The sequence below is a fragment of the Pseudomonas sp. GW821-FHT09C08 genome (assembly GCF_059418125.1).
This window is the reverse complement of sequence record NZ_JBWKPG010000002.1, coordinates 453,328-471,805: the sequence shown is the minus strand read 5'-3', so window position 1 is coordinate 471,805 and position 18,478 is coordinate 453,328. Positions and strand designations below refer to the sequence as shown.

At 61.8% G+C, this 18,478-nt stretch carries 18 protein-coding genes; 7 read left to right on the top strand and 11 right to left on the bottom strand.

Annotated features, from left to right (window positions below; translation table 11 throughout):
• Positions 1 to 442: 442 nt before the first annotated feature.
• From AC07OJ_RS08760 to AC07OJ_RS08745, 4 genes are all read right to left on the bottom strand, one after another.
• The gene (locus AC07OJ_RS08760) at positions 443 to 1,660 is read right to left on the bottom strand and encodes a class I SAM-dependent methyltransferase (protein ID WP_120447819.1); all 1,218 of its coding nucleotides are present in this window, start codon (positions 1,658 to 1,660) and stop codon (positions 443 to 445) included.
• A 221-nt stretch (positions 1,661 to 1,881) separates the two neighbouring features.
• Entirely contained in the window at positions 1,882 to 2,499 is a 618-nt protein-coding gene (locus AC07OJ_RS08755) for a TPM domain-containing protein (RefSeq protein WP_106804892.1), read from the bottom strand.
• Positions 2,500 to 2,530: 31 nt separating this feature from the next.
• Complete coding sequence (locus AC07OJ_RS08750) at positions 2,531 to 3,262, bottom strand: TPM domain-containing protein (protein ID WP_106804893.1); 732 nt, start codon at positions 3,260 to 3,262, stop codon at positions 2,531 to 2,533.
• 18 nt (positions 3,263 to 3,280) lie between these two features.
• On the bottom strand, positions 3,281 to 3,892 hold the full coding sequence (locus AC07OJ_RS08745) for a LemA family protein (RefSeq protein WP_106804894.1): 612 nt from the start codon (positions 3,890 to 3,892) through the stop codon (positions 3,281 to 3,283).
• Between the two features lie 238 nt (positions 3,893 to 4,130).
• Between AC07OJ_RS08745 and bglX the strand changes: the two genes are divergently transcribed.
• Positions 4,131 to 6,422: a beta-glucosidase BglX gene (gene bglX, locus AC07OJ_RS08740; protein WP_106804895.1), complete on the top strand. Its 2,292-nt coding sequence runs from the start codon at positions 4,131 to 4,133 to the stop codon at positions 6,420 to 6,422.
• 114 nt (positions 6,423 to 6,536) lie between these two features.
• Here the strand turns inward: bglX and AC07OJ_RS08735 are convergent, their stop codons facing one another.
• The 5 genes from AC07OJ_RS08735 to AC07OJ_RS08715 form a co-directional block, all read right to left on the bottom strand.
• Entirely contained in the window at positions 6,537 to 7,694 is a 1,158-nt protein-coding gene (locus tag AC07OJ_RS08735; protein WP_065899460.1) for a phospholipase D-like domain-containing protein, read from the bottom strand.
• 1 nt (position 7,695) lies between these two features.
• Positions 7,696 to 8,277, bottom strand: a complete 582-nt coding sequence (locus tag AC07OJ_RS08730) for a YceI family protein (protein WP_065899461.1) — start codon at positions 8,275 to 8,277, stop codon at positions 7,696 to 7,698.
• 338 nt (positions 8,278 to 8,615) lie between these two features.
• The gene (locus AC07OJ_RS08725) at positions 8,616 to 8,930 is read right to left on the bottom strand and encodes an amidase (protein WP_495094390.1); all 315 of its coding nucleotides are present in this window, start codon (positions 8,928 to 8,930) and stop codon (positions 8,616 to 8,618) included.
• The gene (locus AC07OJ_RS08720; protein WP_495094389.1) at positions 8,927 to 10,000 is read right to left on the bottom strand and encodes a serine hydrolase domain-containing protein; all 1,074 of its coding nucleotides are present in this window, start codon (positions 9,998 to 10,000) and stop codon (positions 8,927 to 8,929) included. Before AC07OJ_RS08720 ends, AC07OJ_RS08725 begins: the two co-directional genes overlap by 4 nt.
• A 91-nt stretch (positions 10,001 to 10,091) precedes the next feature.
• Entirely contained in the window at positions 10,092 to 10,901 is an 810-nt protein-coding gene (locus AC07OJ_RS08715) for a hypothetical protein (protein WP_495094388.1), read from the bottom strand.
• Between the two features lie 302 nt (positions 10,902 to 11,203).
• Here AC07OJ_RS08715 and olsB point away from each other — a divergent pair, with 302 nt between their 5' ends.
• Positions 11,204 to 11,959: an L-ornithine N(alpha)-acyltransferase gene (gene olsB, locus AC07OJ_RS08710; RefSeq protein WP_049709576.1), complete on the top strand. Its 756-nt coding sequence runs from the start codon at positions 11,204 to 11,206 to the stop codon at positions 11,957 to 11,959.
• Positions 11,959 to 12,750, top strand: coding sequence for a lysophospholipid acyltransferase family protein (locus tag AC07OJ_RS08705; protein WP_106804898.1), 792 nt, complete (start codon positions 11,959 to 11,961; stop codon positions 12,748 to 12,750). Before olsB ends, AC07OJ_RS08705 begins: the two co-directional genes overlap by 1 nt.
• 106 nt (positions 12,751 to 12,856) lie before the next feature.
• Here the strand turns inward: AC07OJ_RS08705 and AC07OJ_RS08700 are convergent, their stop codons facing one another.
• Entirely contained in the window at positions 12,857 to 13,441 is a 585-nt protein-coding gene (locus tag AC07OJ_RS08700) for an acyl carrier protein phosphodiesterase (protein ID WP_120447817.1), read from the bottom strand.
• Between the two features lie 154 nt (positions 13,442 to 13,595).
• On the opposite strand from AC07OJ_RS08700, the gene AC07OJ_RS08695 reads away from it, so the two are divergent.
• Genes AC07OJ_RS08695 through AC07OJ_RS08685 form a run of 3 tightly spaced genes read left to right on the top strand, consistent with a single transcriptional unit; the run spans position 13,596 to position 16,175 of the window.
• Entirely contained in the window at positions 13,596 to 13,910 is a 315-nt protein-coding gene (locus tag AC07OJ_RS08695; protein ID WP_065899467.1) for an ArsR/SmtB family transcription factor, read from the top strand.
• 13 nt (positions 13,911 to 13,923) lie between these two features.
• A complete protein-coding gene (locus AC07OJ_RS08690; protein ID WP_065899468.1) occupies positions 13,924 to 15,090 on the top strand; it encodes an MFS transporter in 1,167 nt (388 codons plus the stop codon).
• 29 nt (positions 15,091 to 15,119) lie between these two features.
• A complete protein-coding gene (locus AC07OJ_RS08685) occupies positions 15,120 to 16,175 on the top strand; it encodes an alkene reductase (RefSeq protein ID WP_065899469.1) in 1,056 nt (351 codons plus the stop codon).
• 234 nt (positions 16,176 to 16,409) lie between these two features.
• Here AC07OJ_RS08685 and AC07OJ_RS08680 read toward each other — a convergent pair whose 3' ends face one another.
• Positions 16,410 to 17,042 (bottom strand): TetR family transcriptional regulator, encoded by a 633-nt coding sequence (locus AC07OJ_RS08680; RefSeq protein ID WP_065899470.1) that lies wholly within the window; start codon positions 17,040 to 17,042, stop codon positions 16,410 to 16,412.
• 286 nt (positions 17,043 to 17,328) lie between these two features.
• Here AC07OJ_RS08680 and AC07OJ_RS08675 point away from each other — a divergent pair, with 286 nt between their 5' ends.
• A complete protein-coding gene (locus AC07OJ_RS08675) occupies positions 17,329 to 18,477 on the top strand; it encodes an efflux RND transporter periplasmic adaptor subunit (protein WP_106804900.1) in 1,149 nt (382 codons plus the stop codon).
• Position 18,478 lies beyond the last annotated feature (1 nt).

The window sequence follows — 18,478 nt, the reverse complement described above, 5'->3', positions numbered from 1 at the left end:
CCCTCTATCGCCCATGCCGCCGCCTTCGCAGCCTCGCTAAAGCTCGACAGCTGCCACAGGGGAATCGCGGAATGGCTACGAGATCTGTGGCGGGGTACGGTCAAAATGTGGGAGCGGGCTTGCCCGCGAAGGCGGCCAGTCAGCCAACCCCTCTATCGCCCATGCCGCCGCCTTCGCAGCCTCGCTAAAGCTCGACAGCTGCCACAGGGGAATCGCGGAATGGCTACGAAATCTGTGGCCGGGTACGCTCAAAATGTGGGAGCGGGCTTGCTCGCGAAAGCGGTCGGTCAGCCAACCCCTCTATCGCCCATGCCGCCGCTTTCGCAGCCTCGCTAAAGCTCGACAGCTCCCACAGGGGAATCCTATCGCCAATACCGCCGCTTTCGCAGCCTCGCTAAAGCTCGAAAGCTCCCACACAAGCCAGCGCCTGCACGTAGTGTGTTCAGTTCAAGAAACCATCCGCCCTCAGCAGGGTTTCCAGGCAGTGCTCGGTGATGTGGTAGAACGCCTTCAGCTCCTGGATTTTCGCCAGCAACTGCGCGTTGTCCACAGGCTCGGCGCGCTTGACCGCGAGGATCATCTTGTTCTTGTTGGTGTGCTCCAACGAGATGAACTCGAACACTTTGGTCTCGTAGCCACAGGCTTCGAGGAACAGCGCACGCAAGCTGTCGGTGACCATTTCCGCCTGCTGGCCCAGGTGCAGGCCGTACTGCAGCATCGGCTTGAGCAGTGCCGGGCTCTGGATCTGCAGGCGAATCTGCTTATGGCAGCACGGCGAGCACATGATGATCGACGCGCCGGAACGGATGCCGGTGTGGATCGCGTAATCGGTGGCAATGTCGCAGGCATGCAGGGCGATCATCACGTCCAGCTCGCTCGGCGCCACGCTGCGCACGTCGCCGCACTTGAACACCAGGCCCGGATGCTCCAGGCGCGCAGCGGCGCTGTTGCACAGGGTCACCATGTCTTCACGCAGTTCCACGCCGGTCACTTCACCCTCGGCCTTGAGGGTGTTGCGCAGGTAATCGTGAATCGCAAAGGTCAGGTAGCCCTTGCCCGAGCCGAAGTCGGCGACGCGCACCGGCTGGTCCAGCTTCAACGGTGATGAGGTCAGCGCATGGCTGAACACTTCGATGAACTTGTTGATCTGCTTCCACTTGCGCGACATCGACGGGATCAGCGCCTGCCTGGCATCGGTCACGCCGAGGTCGGCGAGGAACGGCCGGCTCAGGTCGAGGAAGCGATTCTTCTCGCGGTTATGCTCAGCCGAAGGCGCCTCGCGCAGTTGCTGCGGCTTGCTTTTGAACAGCGAGCTTTTGTTCTTCTTGCTGTATTCCAGCTGCGCTTCATCGGTCAGCGACAGCAGGTGCGCGTTCTTGAAGGACGCCGGCAGCAACTCGGCAATCATCGCCACACCTTCGGCCAGCGCGAAATTCTTGGTGATGTCGCGGGTCTTGTAGCGGTAGACGAAGGACAGGCACGGCTGCTCCTTGACCTCTACCTGCTTGATGATCAGCCGTTGCAGCTCGGCTTCCGCACCGACGTACTTGGCCAGCACCAGCTTGATAAACGCATGCTGCGCCAGGCTTGCGCTCAACAGTTCGATGAACTGGGCGTGATGATCCGGCGCAGGGCGGGCAGGTTGAGCGGTGACAGACATGAACAAAAAAGCCTCGGGCTGGGGATGCCGGGCATTTTAGGGGGGATGGGGGCCGAGGGCACGGGGTTATTTGATCAACGGTCAATCAACCCTGCCCATCCACGGCGGGACGCACCTTATGTGGGAGCCGGGCTTGCCCGCGATTGCATCACCTCGACGGGCCTGACAGACCCAGTTGCCCGCCCCGCAGGCAAGCCAGTTCCCACCTGGAGCAAGATGGGCTATTCGAGCACGACCAGGCGATTGGGCAGTTCATTGCGGGTCTGCGTGACCGGCACATGCACCTTGAGCAACTCCCCGCAGGCTTCAATGCAAGCAATAAACCCCGCCAGTGTCTGCCCCTGTTTCACTTGCTGAGTGAACGCCCTGACGATGGTGTCCCAACTGCTGTCATCCAGGCGCTTGGAAATCCCCTCATCCACCAGGATCTCCACGTAGCGCTCGGCCTCACTGACAAAAATCAGCACACCGGTGCTGCCCAGCGTGTGGTGCAGGTTCTGCTCCAGGAACTGCCGGCGCGCCAGGTTGGACGCGCGCCAATGGCGCACCGAGCGCGGGATCAGGCGGGTGGTGACCTTGGGCAGGCGAAACACCAGGCACAGCACGATAAACGTCGCCCACTGCGCCAACAGCAAGGTGTACATGGTCAAGTAGCCGGACAAGTAATGCACCACACCCGGCACCACCAACGCGATCAGGCTGGCCCACAGCAGTGGGATGTAGGCGTAGTCGTCCGCGCGGGCAGCCAGTACCGTCACCAGTTCGGCGTCGGTCTGCTGCTCGACGCGGGCAATCGCCTCGGCGACCTGGCGTTGCTCGTGTTCACTCAGTAGTGCCATGGTTGTAGATGCTCTGTTGTCGTTATTGTCATTACCAGCCGCCCGAGGCCCCGCCGCCGCCGAAGCCGCCACCGCCGCCGCGGAAACCACCGCCTCCGCTTCCGCCACCACCGCCGCGCCCGCTGCTGCTGCTGAGGATCGCCAGCAAGATGGCGCCCACCGGCAGCCCCAGCCGATTGCACAGCCACAGCACACCGATCAGCAAGATAAACAGGCCGATGGAAAACCCCGGATTATCCTTGGCAAAGTTGGCGTCCGCCACGTGCGCCGGCACCGCCAGCGGTTCGCCGCCGACCACCTGCACCATCGCCGAAACACCATCGCTGATGCCCTGGCTGTAATTGCCGGCCTTGAACTTGGGCGCAATCACCTGGTTGATGATCACCCAGGACTGCGCATCGGTCAGCACGCCTTCCAGGCCATAGCCGACTTCGATGCGCAATTTGCGCTCATCGCGGGCGACGATCAACAGCGCGCCGTTGTCCTTGCCCTTCTGGCCAATGCCCCACTGGCGGCCCAACTGATAACCGTAGTCTTCAATCGGCACCCCCTGCAGGTCGGGTACCGTGACCACCACGATCTGGTCGCCACGGGCTTGCTCGAGCGCCTGCAATTGCTGGGTGATCTGCTCCCGAGTCGCCGGGTCGATCATCTGGGCGGTGTCCACCACCCGACCGGTCAATGCCGGGAAGGTCAGCGCCGCCTGGGCCACGCCCACGCAGGCCAGCAGCCACAGCGCCAGGCCTATCCTGAATAAACGCATCGACACCTCAATGCAGCCTTATTTGAACTTCACTTGCGGCGCTTTATCGGCATCGGCACTGGTGGCTTCAAACGTGGCGCGGATCGGCAGATCGCTGTACATCACGCTGTGCCACAAGCGGCCGGGGAAAGTGCGGATCTCGGTGTTGTAGGCCTGCACCGCCTGGATAAAGTCGCGGCGGGCCACGGCGATACGGTTTTCGGTGCCTTCAAGCTGCGATTGCAGGGCCAGGAAGTTCTGGTTGGCCTTCAGGTCCGGGTAGCGCTCGGACACCACCATCAAGCGGCTGAGGGCACCGCTCAAACCATCCTGGGCCTGCTGGAACTGCTTGAGTTTTTCCGGGTTGTCGAGGGTGCTGGCATCCACCTGGATCGAGGTGGCCTTGGCCCGTGCCTCAATGACGGCGGTCAGGGTGTCCTGCTCATGGGCAGCGTAGCCCTTGACCACTTCCACCAGGTTGGGGATCAGGTCGGCACGGCGTTGATACTGGTTCTGCACCTGGCCCCAGGCGGCCTTGGCCTGCTCATCCAGGGTCGGGATGGTGTTGATGCCGCAACCGCTCAGCACCGTGCTGATCAGTAGCAAAGCCGCGGCCTTGAGGCCCCAGCGGGAAGAGTGTGCTGCTTGCATGGTGTTTCTCCTGACCAAACTGGATGGAATGTGACGACTAACCCTATAAACCGCGCGCTTGGGGCATAATCCGCCACCACTGGAATGCATTGAGCCAATCAGCTACAAAGATGCCCAGCGCGAAAAAGAGTTCAGAGTGTGCTGCATTTATCTGAACAACACCCGAACAACAATAGACGCTCCCCACATTTTGGCCGATCAGCCCCAGCGCTGTGCAGTGAGCCGAAAAAGGATATTCATGAAGAAGCTGTGTTTGCTCGGCCTTGTTGCCACTCTGGCCACCCACCCCGTCTGGGCAGAAACAAAGCCTGCTGCGCTCAAGGACAAGGACGCCTTCGTCAGCGACCTGCTCAAGCAGATGACCCTCGATGAAAAGATCGGCCAGTTGCGCCTGATCAGCATCGGCCCCGAGATGCCCCGCGAGCTGATCCGCAAGGAAATCGCCGCCGGCCGCATCGGTGGCACCTTCAACTCGATCACCCGCCCGGAAAACCGTCCGATGCAGGACGCGGCCATGCGCAGCCGGTTGAAGATCCCGATGTTCTTCGCCTATGACGTGATCCACGGCCACCGCACGATTTTCCCGATCAGCCTGGCCCTGGCGTCCAGCTGGGACATGGACGCCATCGGCCGCTCCGGGCGCATCGCCGCTCAGGAAGCTGCCGCCGACAGCCTCGACATCACCTTCGCGCCGATGGTCGACATCTCCCGCGACCCGCGCTGGGGCCGCACATCCGAAGGTTTCGGCGAAGACACCTACCTGGTCTCGCGCATCGCCGAAGTGATGGTCAAGGCCTTCCAGGGCACCAGCCCCGCCAATGCCGACAGCATCATGGCCAGCGTCAAGCACTTCGCCCTGTACGGCGCGGTGGAAGGCGGGCGTGACTACAACGTGGTCGACATGAGCCCGGTCAAGATGTACCAGGACTACCTGCCGCCCTACCACGCGGCGATCAAGGCCGGCTCCGGCGGCGTGATGGTCGCCCTGAACTCGATCAACGGCGTCCCCGCCACCGCCAACACCTGGCTGATGAACGATCTGCTGCGCAAGGACTGGGGCTTCAAGGGCCTGGCCGTGAGCGACCATGGCGCGATCTTCGAGCTGATCAAGCACGGCGTGGCCAAGGACGGGCGTGAAGCCGCCAAGCTGGCGATCAAGGCCGGCATCGACATGAGCATGAACGACTCGCTGTACGGCAAGGAATTGCCCGGCTTGCTCAAGTCCGGCGAGATCGAGCAGAGCGACATCGACAACGCCGTGCGCGAAGTGCTCGGCGCCAAGTACGACATGGGCCTGTTCGCCGACCCGTACCTGCGCATCGGCAAGGCCGAGGATGACCCGGCCGACACTTACGCCGAAAGCCGCCTGCACCGCAGTGAGGCCCGCGACATCGCACGCCGCAGCCTGGTACTGCTGAAGAACCAGAACGACACCCTGCCGCTGAAAAAATCCGCGACCATCGCCCTCGTCGGCCCGCTGGCCAAGGCACCGATCGACATGATGGGCAGCTGGGCCGCCGCCGGCAAACCGGCGCAGTCGGTAACCCTGCTCGACGGCATGAATGCCGTGATCGGCGAAAAAGGCAAGGTGATCTACGCGCGGGGCGCCAACATCACCAACGACAAGGCCGTGGTCGACTACCTCAACTTCCTCAACTTCGATGCTCCGGAAGTGGTGGATGACACCCGTTCGCCGCAAGTGCTGATCGATGAAGCGGTCAAGGCCGCCAAGGATGCCGACGTGGTGGTGGCTGCCGTGGGTGAATCGCGCGGCATGTCCCACGAGTCGTCCAGCCGCACCGACCTGAACATCCCGCAAAGCCAGCGCGACCTGATCAAGGCCCTCAAGGCCACCGGCAAGCCGCTGGTGCTGGTGCTGATGAACGGTCGTCCGCTGTCGATCCTCGAAGAGAACCAACAGGCCGACGCGATCCTGGAAACCTGGTTCGCCGGCACCGAAGGCGGCAACGCGATTGCCGACGTGCTGTTCGGTGACTACAACCCGTCGGGCAAGCTGCCGATCACCTTCCCACGTTCGGTGGGGCAGATTCCGACCTACTACAACCACCTGACCATCGGCCGGCCCTTTACCCCGGGCAAGCCGGGCAACTACACCTCGCAGTACTTCGATGACGTCACCGGGCCGCTGTTCCCGTTCGGTTATGGCCTGAGCTACACCACGTTCAGCCTGTCGGAAATGGCGTTGTCGTCGACCACCCTGAACAAGACCGGCAAGCTCGACGCCAGTGTCACGCTGAAAAACACCGGCAAGGTCGACGGCGAAACCGTGGTGCAGCTGTATATCCAGGACGTGGCCGGCTCGATGATCCGCCCGATCAAAGAACTGAAGAACTTCCAGAAGGTCATGCTCAAGGCCGGTGAGGAGCGCACGCTGCACTTCACCATCACCGAGGATGATTTGAAGTTCTACAACACCCAGTTGAAGTACGCCGCCGAACCCGGCCAGTTCAACGTGCAGATCGGGCTGGACTCCCAGGATGTGCAGCAACAAACCTTCGAACTGCTCTGACCTGAAGCTGTAGACACGGTCAATGTGGGAACTGGCTTGCCTGCGATAGTGGTGGAACATTCACCGCCGCTATCGCAGGCAAGCCAGCTCCCACCGCTTATCGATGTGAGCGAATCAGCCGCGTCGATCAAGCAAGTTGACCACCAGCCGATCAATCCACCCCCACACCCGCTGCTTCACCCGCCGCCACAATGGCCGCGCCTTCCACGCCTCCAGGCTCACCGCCAGGCTCTGGGCAAAGTCGCGCTCGAAACTGCCCGCCACCGCCTGCGTCAATTCCGGGTCCAACGCTTCCAGGTTGGCTTCCAGGTTGAAGCGCAAATTCCAGTGATCAAAGTTGCATGAGCCGACGCTGACCCAATCGTCCACCAGCACCATCTTCAGGTGCAGGAAACACGGCTGGTATTCAAAGATCTGCACCCCCGAACGCAGCAGGCGCGGGTAATAACGGTGCCCGGCGTAGCGCACGGACGGGTGATCGGTGCGTGGGCCGGTGAGCAACAGGCGCACGTCCACACCGCGCCCGGCTGCGCGGCGCAAGGCACGGCGGACACTCCAGGTCGGTAGGAAATACGGCGTGGCCAGCCAGATACGGTGCTGGCCGCTGTTCAAGGCGCGGATCAGCGATTGCAGAATATCGCGGTGCTGGCGGGCATCGGCATAGGCCACGCGCCCCAGGCCCGGCCCGGTCGCCGGCACCTTGGGCAAGCGGGGCAAACCAAAATGCGTGGCAGGTTTCCACTCGCGCCGCGCGGCGTTGGCGTGCCACTGGCGATCGAACAGTGCCTGCCAGTCCTGCACCAGCGGGCCACTGATCTGCACCATCACTTCGTGCCAGTCGGCAGTGTCTTGCCCCGGCGTCCAGAACTCATCGGTAACGCCCGTGCCACCGACCACGGCGATGTGCTGGTCGATCAACAACAGCTTGCGGTGGTCACGGTAGAGATTGCGCATCCACCGTCGCCAGTTCAGGCGATTGTAAAAACGCAACGCCACACCGGCGTCGGTCAAGCGTTTGCGCAGCCCCAAGGTAAAGGCCAGGCTACCGTAATCATCAAACAGGCAGCGCACCTGCACCCCGCGTTCGGCGGCCAATACCAGCGCCTGCACCATGGCTTCGGCGCAGGCGCCGGCTTCCACCAGGTACAACTCCACATCGACTTGCCGCTCGGCGCGGGCAATGCCCACCAACATCTGTGGGAAAAATTGCGGGCCGTCGATCAACAACTCGAAACGGTTGGCGCTGCGCCACGGGAAGACCGCGCCGCTCACGTCAGCGCGCCGTGAAAATCAGTACCGCACCCACCGGCACCGACAAACTGATCGACTTGAGCCCCGCCGCCTTGCGCAACGCGGCCACACCTGGCACCAGTTCGAAATCCTCGGCATGCAACACCACCGGTTCCAGGGTCACCACCTGGAACCGTCGATCATCCAGGCGCGTGGCCAACAGCTCGGCGCTGTAGGTCTGGGTCTTGCCATGCAACGTCACGCTCAGTGGCAGGCGCAATTCCAACTGCGCGCCAGGCGCCAGGTCGTTGATGGGTTGCAGGTTGATCTGCGCATTGATCAGCGCGTCAGGGAAGGTCTTGATCTCGAACAGCTGATTGCGCATGCGCTCATCGCGCAGCGGAATGCCACTGTTGACCGACTCCAGCTCCACCTCCAACTGCGCCGCGCCTTTGCCGTCGACCTTGCCGTGCAACACCAGGAAGCGCTGCACCTCGGCAATCTCGGTGTTTTTAGTCGTCACGAAGGACAGGCGCGAGGACTCGTTGTCCAGGTACCAATCGGCGTGTGCAGGCGCAGCGGCGGCGATCAGCAGGAAGAAGGCCAGGGGTTTGACATTGAACATAAAGACTCATGCGGCAAAAAACCTGCACGAACCTTAACTGTGCCGTGGGCCCGGTGCAATGGAACTGATAAAGCCGAGCAAACGTAGGAGCTGGCTTGCCTGCGATGGCGGTAGACCAGCCGACAATCCTATCGCCGGCTTGCCGGCGCCTGCATGGGAAGGCGGTGTGTCAGGAATTCGGGCGACACCTGCCACCGCGTGCTGGCGCGATGGAACTGACAAAGCCGAGCAAATGTGGGAGCTGGCTTGCCTGCGATAGCGGTAGACCAGCCGACATCCCTATCGCCGGTGCCGCCGCCATCGCCGGCAAGCCGGTTACTGTATGGGAAGGTGGTGTGTCAGGGGTTGAGGCGACATCCCTGCCGATCGCCGAACCACCGCGCGCTGTGTGTGCGTCCCAACCCACTGGCCGTCACTTCACTGCGCTCCGGGTTGTCGCTGAATGCGCTGGTGGGCACGTACTGCTGCACATACCCCCGGCAATATTCAGCCGGGTTGTTCGCCACATACCGACACGAACAATACTCCTTGGCGGTATAGGCCGCGATGATGTCGGGGAAGGCTTGCAGGTTGACGCGCTCGTGCCAGACCCATCCCAGCAGGGCGAGCAACAGCAGCAGAAACAGGCTGGTAAACGGGCGACGACGGATCATGGCTTCACCGCCGCCAGCACGCGCTTGAGCAGTTCGTTATGGCGGTAGCTGCCATCGCGGTCATCGCCGTAGCGCACGATCACCAAATGTTCTTCAGGCATCACAAACAGCGCCTGGCCCCAGTGACCCAGGGCGGCGAAGGTGTCCGCAGGGGCGTCGGGCCACGGGCGTGGAGCCCCTTGGTTGAGCCACCATTGGCCGCCGGGCACGACTTCGTCCTGGCCTGCCTGGTAGCGACCGAACGGCTGGCGATTGAAATCGACCCAGGCCTTGGGCACCAGCTGTTGCTCCCCCCAGCGCCCGTCTCGCGCCATCAGCAGACCGACACGCGCCAGATCACGGGCGGTGAGGTAGGCGTAGGAAGAGGCGACAAAGGTTTCGTCGGCGTCGGTCTCCCACGTGGCGTTGTGAATCCCCAGCGGCTTGAACAGTGCATCCCACGGGTAGCTCATGTAGGCCTTGTGGCCGAGCATGCCTTTAAGGGTGGCGGAGAGAATATTGCTGTCACCGCTGGAGTAACGAAAGACCTGGCCCGGGGCGGCGAAAGCTTCGGTGTCGGCGGCGAACTCGGCCATGTCGGCGTGGCCACGGGTGTAGAGCATCGCCACCACCGAGGATTTCAACGGGGCGTATTCGTAGTCTTCCTGCCAGTCCAGGCCCGAGGCCCAGTGCAACAGGTCAGCCATGGTCACCGTGGGGTGCTGTTTCATCGGGGGGTAAAACCGCGCCGCCGGGTCGGTCAGTTTGAAGCGATTATCACCGAAGGCCACGCCCAGCACGGTGGCCATCAGGCTTTTGCTGATGGACCAGGTCAGGTGTGGCGTGATGGCAGTGGTGGGCGCGGCATAGCGTTCATAAATGATTTGGCCGTCACGGATCACCAGCAACGCATCGGTGCGGATGCCTTGTCGGGTGGTGTCATCACGCGGCGGGAACGCATAAGTGTTGAGCGCTTCGACAGCGGGGCCTTCAAGCGGAGTGCCCTTGACCCAGTCCTTGTCCGGCCAGGTTTCGGCGCGGGCGGTGACGGTGGCTAACAGCAGGGCAACGCACAACAGGCCTCGGACCATGGACGCAAACTCAAGGGGGCATTCAAGCCCGCGAGGCTAGCCGAGACTAATGATGGTTTTGTGACAACCCGCTATGACAAGCATCGCACGCTTATGATTTCTTGAATGCATATGCGTAAATATCCTCCCCAGTCGGGGATGGACCGCCGCGCAGCCCCCAACGCTCCTCTTTACCACCCACGCTCACAGAGCTATGACTGCCGTTTTTAGCGCCGCTGGAAAAAGCCCCTAAACGGCCCTTGAGCAAGTCTTCAGGCGATACCATTTCAATCATATTTCCCAAGCCAAGCCGCGCAAGCGCCAAAGGAAGGGCGTCAGGGCGATTCAAGACCTGAAGCGCTTCGCCAAACCCCACATTCCTGTTCTGTTCCTTGGATAATTTCTGCTGCTCAACCTTGGCCATAACCGTACTGATTACGTTCGCCGAGGTGACCGCCCCTGGATCCGTCCCCTTGAACTTCATCGCCATGGACGTCATTTCAAGCTCAGCCTGGGTCACGTAAACCGACTCGTTATTTCTTAACGTAACCTGGAAACCACCCGGGACTTCTCGCACCTCCTTGAATACGTCGGTTGGCTGCTCTCCAAACTGCATCATCGCCATCTTTATTGCCGCAACGGTCACACAGTTGTCCTGATTCCACTGGCTGAAAGCACTCCAAATGTCCTCGGGTTTTTTCCCAGGATCACGACTATCTGGCTTGTATACAAACAGGTGCATGCCCGACGCCACGACCTTGTTGTTGACGGGTTCGCCATAAGACCGACCATCCTGGCTGCGGGTGCCGCTGTACCGCTTGCTGATGACTTGCACCTCCGGCGGCTCAGAACCCTGACTTTTTTCATGATTATTAATTTCCCACCAGGCGGGAGTGGTATTCGAAACTGGCGAAACCGGCATAGTGCTCCTACCTCCACAACGGAAGGCTTGGCAAACGTCCAACGGCATAAGGCGCCCATCTGCCCTCACATCCAGAGCCTGTGTGGCAGCATGGGTAATCCGGTTCCCTCCAAGCGGTCGTCCTCACTCCAAATCAAATGTAGGAAAACAATATCGGGCGACCGTTGCTGTGCAGCCCTATCAAAACGCCTGTCATCCAAGCGTCACCATAACTTCATGGAGATGACACCGAGGCTACATAGCCTGACTTTGGACAACAAAGTCGACCGGCCGAAATCGTGGCCGGCACTCGGAGACTCGCCATGACTCAGATCGCCCGCATCAGCGACACCGGCAATGAACGCCGTCTGCAAGCCGAACGCCTGATCGGCGCGCAGGCTTTGCAGGAAGCCCAGGCCCTGCGGTTCAACGTGTTCAGCGGCGAGTTCAACGCCAAGCTGAAAGGCGCGGAACTGGGCCTGGACATGGATGACTATGATGTTCACTGCAGCCACATCGGCGTGCGGGACTTGAACAGCGGTCGACTCGTCGCCACCACTCGCTTGCTCGACCACCAGGCCGCCAGCACCCTGGGCCGGTTCTACAGCGAAGAAGAATTCAGCCTGCATGGCTTGCTGCACTTGCAGGGCCCGATCCTGGAAATCGGCCGCACCTGCGTCGACCCGGCCTACCGCAATGGCGGCACCATCGCCGTGTTGTGGGGCGAGTTGGCCGAAGTGCTCAACCAGGGCGGCTACAGCTACCTGATGGGGTGCGCGAGCATCCCGATGCACGACGGCGGCATCCAGGCCCACGCGATCATGCAACGCCTGCGCGAACGCTACCTGTGCAACGAACACCTGCGTGCCGAACCGAAAAAACCGCTGCCCGCGCTGGACCTGCCGTCCAACGTGATCGCCGAAATGCCGCCGCTGCTCAAGGCCTACATGCGCCTGGGTGCGAAGATCTGCGGCGAGCCGTGCTGGGATGAAGACTTCCAGGTCGCCGACGTGTTCATCCTGCTCAAGCGCGACGAGCTGTGCCCGCGCTATGCACGTCACTTCAAGGCGGCCATGTGATGAGCCGCCTGCGCGTATACGGGCGCATTGCCCGGGTGCTGGGGGTGGTGGCACTGGGCTTGAGCATGGCCAGTGTGTTTGGCGTGTTCGAACGCATGGGGGTGGCCAATTCGATGGTGCGCCGCCAACGCTGGTCGCGGTTTTTCATGGCGCGACTGACTAACGCCCTGCCCTTTCGCGTGACGGTGCACGGTGAGCTGCCGCAAACGCCGATGCTGTGGGTGAGCAATCACGTGTCGTGGACCGACATCCCGCTGCTGGGCATGGTCACGCCGATGTCGTTCCTGTCCAAGGCCGAAGTGCGCACCTGGCCGGTGGCCGGCTGGTTGGCGGCCAAGGCCGGCAGCCTGTTTATCCGCCGCGGTTCAGGCGACAGCCAGTTGATCCGCAAGCAGATGACCCGTCATCTGGAGCAACAGCACCCGCTGCTGATGTTCCCCGAAGGCACCACCACCGACGGGCGCAGCCTGCGCACCTTCCACGGGCGCTTGCTGGCGAGTGCGATCGAGGCCGATGTGTCGCTACAGCCGGTGGCGATCCGTTACCTGCGCGACGGGCAAGTCGACCCGCTGGCCCCGTTCATTGGCGATGACGATTTGCTCTCGCACCTGATGCGCCTGTTTGCCAATGACCAGGGCGATGTGGAAATCCACGTGCTCAAGCCGATCGCCTGCGCCGGACAGGAACGCGCGGCACTGGCGTTCCAGGCGCAGCAAGCGGTGCAGAAGGCGTTGTTTGGGCCGTTGCCGGAAGCTGAACAGGTGGATACCCGACCTGCGTTTGCAGCCTGAAGCGGGCACCGTCAAAAGGTGGGAGCGGGCTTGCTCGCGAATGCAGTCTTTCAGTCACAAATAGGCTGACTGACACACCGTTTTCGCGAGCAAGCCCGCTCCCACATTAGATCCCACTGATCAGTTGGGTGCGTGCAAACGCCTGCAACTGCGGATAGAACCGCCGGAAATCCTCACTCAGCGGCTCATACAGCACCCGCAATTCCTGCATGGCCTGGCCCAGTTCCTCGGGTTGCGTCAGGCGCCGCGAGATCCCCCGCAAGACCTGCTCCATCACCGCAAACTCGCGGTACGACCCCAACCAGTCATCCGCCGCCATGTACGGCGCAATCTGCGCCAGCCGTCCTGGCAACTGCGGCTCGGCGGCAAGCACGCGGTAGACCTGCGCGGTGAAGCGCTCCAGCGGCTGGTCGGCATACAGCGCCCAATCGCGCGCCAGGCAATGATCGAAGAACACATCAAGGACAATCCCCGCGTAGCGCCTGCGGGTCAGGCTGAAACGCGACAACGCCTCGCCGACCAGCGGGTGACTGTCGGTGAAGCGGTCGATGGACCGATGCAGCTGGATCGCCGCCTCGATTTGCGGGCTGAACTGGCCCTGCAGGCGGCCCTTGACGAAATCGCCATACAGGCTGCCCAGCAGTTGTGCAGGAAGTTGGCCGCCCAGGTGCAGATGTGCGAGATAATTCATGGCGCGCAGTCTAGCACTGCCGACAACGTATCGTTATAACCCGATATACCGATTTAGCCTGACCTCAGACCAAAATCATATTGGTATATCGGGATATAACGATTTAAGGTTCGCCTCATCGCGATATAACGCTTTACGACACCGAGCACCTGCCATGTCCATCGACCTCGACGAAATAATAAAAGCCCTGGCGCACCCAGTACGACGAGACATCCTCACCTGGCTGAAAGACCCGAAAGTGCAGTTCCCCGAGCAACTGCACAACCACGAATACGGCATCTGCGCCGGGCAGATCGACCAGCGCTGCGGCTTGTCCCAGTCGACGGTGTCGGCCCACCTGGCGACCTTGCAACGGGCGGGACTGATCAGCAGCCAGAAGGCCGGGCAGTGGCACTTTTTCAAACGCAATGAGGAAGTGATCCAAGCCTTCCTCACGGCGCTCATCACTGAACTCAGCGCACCGCTGTAACAAGGAAACGCAAATGCCCCTCTCGCTACTCATACTGGCCCTGAGCGCCTTCGCCATCGGCACCACCGAGTTCGTCATCATGGGCTTGCTGCCCGATGTGGCGGCGGACCTCGGCGTGTCGATTCCCGGCGCCGGCTGGCTGGTCACCGGCTACGCCCTGGGCGTGGCCATCGGCGCGCCGTTCATGGCGCTGGCCACCGCCAAGCTGCCGCGCAAGGCCGCCCTGGTAGCGTTGATGGGCATCTTCATTGTCGGCAACCTGCTGTGCGCCCTGGCCAGTGACTACAACGTGCTGATGTTTGCCCGTGTGGTCACCGCGCTGTGCCACGGTGCGTTCTTCGGGATCGGCTCGGTGGTTGCCGCCAACCTGGTACCGGCCAACAAACGCGCTTCGGCAGTGGCGTTGATGTTCACCGGCTTGACCCTGGCCAACGTGCTCGGCGTGCCGCTGGGTACGGCGCTGGGCCAGGCAGCCGGCTGGCGCTCGACCTTCTGGGCCGTGACGGTGATTGGCGTCGTGGCGCTGATCGGCCTGATCCGCTTCCTGCCGGCCAAGCGTGACGAAGAAAAACTCGACATGCGTGCCGAACTGGCCGCCCTCAAAGGCGCCGGCATCTGGCTGTCGCTGACCATGACCGCACTGTTCGCCGCGTCCATGTTCACCCTCTTCACCTACGTGGCGCCTCTGCTTGGCGACGTCACCGGCGTCTCCCCCAAAGGCGTGACCTGGACCCTGCTGCTGATCGGCCTGGGCCTCACCGTGGGCAACATCATCGGCGGCAAGCTGGCGGACAAACGCCTGGCGGCCACGCTGATCGGCGTGTTCATCAGCATGGCGGTGGTCTCCACCGCGCTGACCTGGACCAGCATCGCCGTGATCCCGACTGAAATCACCCTGTTCCTGTGGGCCACCGCCTCGTTTGCCGCCGTCCCCGCGCTGCAGATCAACGTGGTGACCTTCGGCAAGGCCGCACCGAACCTGGTCTCCACCTTGAACATCGGCGCCTTCAACATCGGCAACGCCCTGGGTGCCTGGGTCGGCGGCAGTGTCATTGCCCACGGTTTCGGCCTGACCAGCGTGCCCCTGGCAGCCGCCGCCCTGGCGATCCTCGCGCTGGTGGTGACCTTGATTACTTTCCGCCAGAGCGGCGATGCCGACCTGGCCCCTGCGACCAACTGATCAACTTCAAAGAGAAAGGTGTTTTCCCCATGACGACTATTTTCGATCCGATCAAACTGGGCGACCTGGAACTGGCGAACCGCATCATCATGGCGCCGCTGACCCGCTGCCGTGCCGATGCCGGCCGCGTACCCAACGCGCTGATGGCCGAGTACTACGTGCAACGCGCCTCCGCCGGGCTGATCCTCAGCGAAGCCACCTCGGTGACGCCACTGGGCGTGGGCTACCCGGACACCCCGGGGATCTGGTCCAACGACCAGGTGCGTGGCTGGGCCAACGTCACCAAGGCGGTGCACGGTGCCGGCGGCAAAATCTTCCTGCAGCTGTGGCACGTGGGCCGTATCTCCCACGAGTCGTACCTGAACGGCGAAACGCCGGTGGCCCCGAGCGCCATCCAGGCTAAAGGCCACGTGAGCCTGGTGCGCCCACTGGCGGACTACCCGACGCCACGTGCGCTGGAAACCGCTGAAATCGCCGACATCGTCGACGCCTACCGCACCGGCGCCGAAAACGCCAAGGCCGCCGGCTTCGATGGCGTGGAAATCCACGGCGCGAATGGCTACCTGCTCGACCAGTTCCTGCAGAGCAGCACCAACCAGCGTACCGACCTCTACGGCGGCTCCCTGGAAAACCGTGCACGCCTGCTGCTGGAAGTGACCGACGCAGCCATCGAAGTCTGGGGCGCCGGCCGTGTCGGTGTGCACCTGGCACCACGCGCCGATGCCCACGACATGGGTGACGACAACCTGGCAGAAACCTTCACCTACGTCGCCAGCGAGCTGGGCAAGCGCGGTATCGCGTTCATCTGCTCCCGCGAAAAAGAAGCCGGCGACAGCCTCGGTCCACAATTGAAAAAGGCCTTCGGCGGCGCGTACATCGCCAACGAGCGCTTTACCAAGGACAGCGCCAACGCCTGGCTGGCGGCGGGCAAGGCCGATGCGGTGGCCTTCGGCGTACCGTTCATTGCCAACCCGGACCTGCCAGCACGCCTGAAGGCCGAGGCGCCGCTCAATGAGCCACGCCCGGACACCTTCTACAGCAAGGGTCCGGTCGGCTACATCGACTACCCGACACTGGCCCTGTGATGTAACTTGCTGAAACGAAAAAGCCCCGGCTCGCGAGAACCGGGGCTTTTTCTTGAGGGCGAAGAAACATTCCTTCACAGCCTTGCAACAAAATCGCTACAAAATACTTAGGCGGCTACCTATCAACCGCCCGCCAGCCCGTATATAAAGTCACCCCACCGATCAGGCAAAAGGACGATTGACGGTCCTTGGGCTTTACTGTTGACACAACTGGATGCAATTACGCATTTTGTCTTAATTGCGCAGGCTGGGGCTCCAGCGCAGCATGTCCAGCCCGGCATCCACCCAGCGCTCGGCGTCCTGGTGCAGTTGGAAACTGTCGGGGACCAGCAGCCACTGGCCAATCAACCCGTTGATGTAGGCATGAATGCACACTGCCCCTCGGGTAGTGTCGAGGTTTTCCGGAAGTTGCCCGCGATGGACCGCATTACGCAGTGTCAGGCCGATGCGCAGGTTGCATTCCAGGCTGTGGGTCTGGCGCTGGCGGCGCATATCGCACATTTCATCGGTGAATTCGCACTTATGAAACAGGATCTCATTGATGCGCCGGGTTTTCGGGTCCAGGGCTACTTGATGAAACAAATGAATCAACAGCTTGCGCATGCACCCGAGCGGGTCGAGTTCATCCTCGCTTTCGCTGGCGCGCGCCAATTCATCCAGCGGCTCATGCAGGGTGTCGAGCAGCGCCTGCAACAGATCGGATTTATTGCTGAAATGCCAATAGATGGCACCCCGCGTCACCCCGGCCAGCGCGGCGATGTCAGCCAGCGTGGTCCGCGCAACGCCGCGCTCATAGAAGGCTTGCTCGGCGGCGGCGAGAATCTGGCTGCGCGTTTCCTGAGCTTCCTCTTTGGTGCGACGAACCATGGCAGTAAAACCTCAATCAGGACACTTGGGACTATCGGTAACGCACGATCAATAGGCGGTAACGATCATCTGAATAATTGTGGGACGACACCGTCATGGGCGCCGAACGTACTAAAATCGAGGCTTTGGGCGGTGCTTTGTCAACATTCCGCGAAGCCTGTCAAGAGTTTACAAACAACCATGAACGTAAGTATATTGCGTAGCAAGCTACTTATCTACTCACAGCTTGTTTTTTACCCTTCCACACTTCTTGTGCGCACTCTGCGCGCCTGACCCGAGGATCTTCATGCAACTTAAGCCAGCTGTTACCGCTCTGGTCACTGCCGTCGCCCTGGCATCGCTGCTCAGCGGATGTAAAAAGGAAGAAGCGGCTCCGCCCGCTCAAACCCCTCAGGTCGGCGTGGTCACCCTTCAACCGCAAGCCTATACCCTGACCTCCGAACTGCCGGGCCGCACCACTGCCTACCGCATCGCGGAAGTTCGCCCACAGGTCAACGGGATCATTCTCAAGCGCCTGTTCAAGGAAGGCGCGGATGTGAAAGAAGGCCAGCAGCTTTATCAGATCGACCCGTCGGTCTATGAAGCCACGCTGAAAAGCGCACAAGCCAGCCTGACCCAGACCAAGTCCATCACCGACCGCTACAAGCAGTTGGTCGATGAGCAAGCCGTCAGCCGCCAGGAATACGACACCGCCGTCGCCAACCGCATGACTGCCGAAGCAAACGTTCAAACCGCCCAGATCAACGTGCGCTACACCAAAGTGTTCGCGCCGATCTCCGGGCGTATCGGGCGTTCTTCGGTGACCGAAGGCGCGCTGGTCAGCAACGGCCAGGCCGATGCCATGGCCGTGATCCAGCAACTGGACCCGATCTACGTCGACGTCACGCAGTCTTCGGCTGAAATGCTGAAACTGCGCCGCGACCTGGAAAGCGGCCAGCTGGAGAAAGCCGGCGCCAATGCCGCCAAGGTCAAGCTGACCCTGGAAGACGGCAGCGACTACGGCCTGGACGGCAAGCTGGAGTTCTCCGAAGTGTCGGTTGACCAGACCACCGGCTCCGTGACCCTGCGCGCCGTGTTCCCCAACCCTGACCACACCCTGTTGCCTGGCATGTTCGTCCACGCCCAGTTGCAGGCCGGTGTGAACAGCAAGGCCATCCTGGCCCCGCAGCAAGGCGTGACCCGCGACATCAAGGGCATCCCGACCGCGCTGGTGGTGAACAAGGACAACAAGGTCGAGCAGCGCCAACTGGTGGCCAACCGCACTGCCGGCGCCTACTGGCTGGTGGAGAAAGGCTTGAACGCCGGTGACCGCGTGATCACCGAAGGCCTGCAATTCATCAAGCCGGGCATCGAAGTCAAGGTCAAGGACGCGGACAACGCCAAGCCCGCAGGTTCCGCTGCTGCTCCTGCTGCCGCTGCTGGCCAGGGGGAGTAAC

Coding starts and splice junctions, on each gene's coding strand:
- bglX (WP_106804895.1), top strand. CDS start 4,131: ATGAAGAAGCTGTGTTTGCTCGGCCTTGTTGCCACTCTGGCCACCCAC.
- AC07OJ_RS08720 (WP_495094389.1), bottom strand. CDS start 10,000: ATGGTCCGAGGCCTGTTGTGCGTTGCCCTGCTGTTAGCCACCGTCACC.
- AC07OJ_RS08675 (WP_106804900.1), top strand. CDS start 17,329: ATGCAACTTAAGCCAGCTGTTACCGCTCTGGTCACTGCCGTCGCCCTG.
- AC07OJ_RS08750 (WP_106804893.1), bottom strand. CDS start 3,262: ATGCGTTTATTCAGGATAGGCCTGGCGCTGTGGCTGCTGGCCTGCGTG.
- AC07OJ_RS08690 (WP_065899468.1), top strand. CDS start 13,924: ATGCCCCTCTCGCTACTCATACTGGCCCTGAGCGCCTTCGCCATCGGC.
- AC07OJ_RS08685 (WP_065899469.1), top strand. CDS start 15,120: ATGACGACTATTTTCGATCCGATCAAACTGGGCGACCTGGAACTGGCG.
- olsB (WP_049709576.1), top strand. CDS start 11,204: ATGACTCAGATCGCCCGCATCAGCGACACCGGCAATGAACGCCGTCTG.
- AC07OJ_RS08695 (WP_065899467.1), top strand. CDS start 13,596: ATGTCCATCGACCTCGACGAAATAATAAAAGCCCTGGCGCACCCAGTA.
- AC07OJ_RS08730 (WP_065899461.1), bottom strand. CDS start 8,277: ATGTTCAATGTCAAACCCCTGGCCTTCTTCCTGCTGATCGCCGCCGCT.
- AC07OJ_RS08705 (WP_106804898.1), top strand. CDS start 11,959: ATGAGCCGCCTGCGCGTATACGGGCGCATTGCCCGGGTGCTGGGGGTG.
- AC07OJ_RS08715 (WP_495094388.1), bottom strand. CDS start 10,901: ATGCCGGTTTCGCCAGTTTCGAATACCACTCCCGCCTGGTGGGAAATT.
- AC07OJ_RS08725 (WP_495094390.1), bottom strand. CDS start 8,930: ATGATCCGTCGTCGCCCGTTTACCAGCCTGTTTCTGCTGCTGTTGCTC.
- AC07OJ_RS08755 (WP_106804892.1), bottom strand. CDS start 2,499: ATGGCACTACTGAGTGAACACGAGCAACGCCAGGTCGCCGAGGCGATT.
- AC07OJ_RS08745 (WP_106804894.1), bottom strand. CDS start 3,892: ATGCAAGCAGCACACTCTTCCCGCTGGGGCCTCAAGGCCGCGGCTTTG.
- AC07OJ_RS08700 (WP_120447817.1), bottom strand. CDS start 13,441: ATGAATTATCTCGCACATCTGCACCTGGGCGGCCAACTTCCTGCACAA.
- AC07OJ_RS08680 (WP_065899470.1), bottom strand. CDS start 17,042: ATGGTTCGTCGCACCAAAGAGGAAGCTCAGGAAACGCGCAGCCAGATT.
- AC07OJ_RS08760 (WP_120447819.1), bottom strand. CDS start 1,660: ATGTCTGTCACCGCTCAACCTGCCCGCCCTGCGCCGGATCATCACGCC.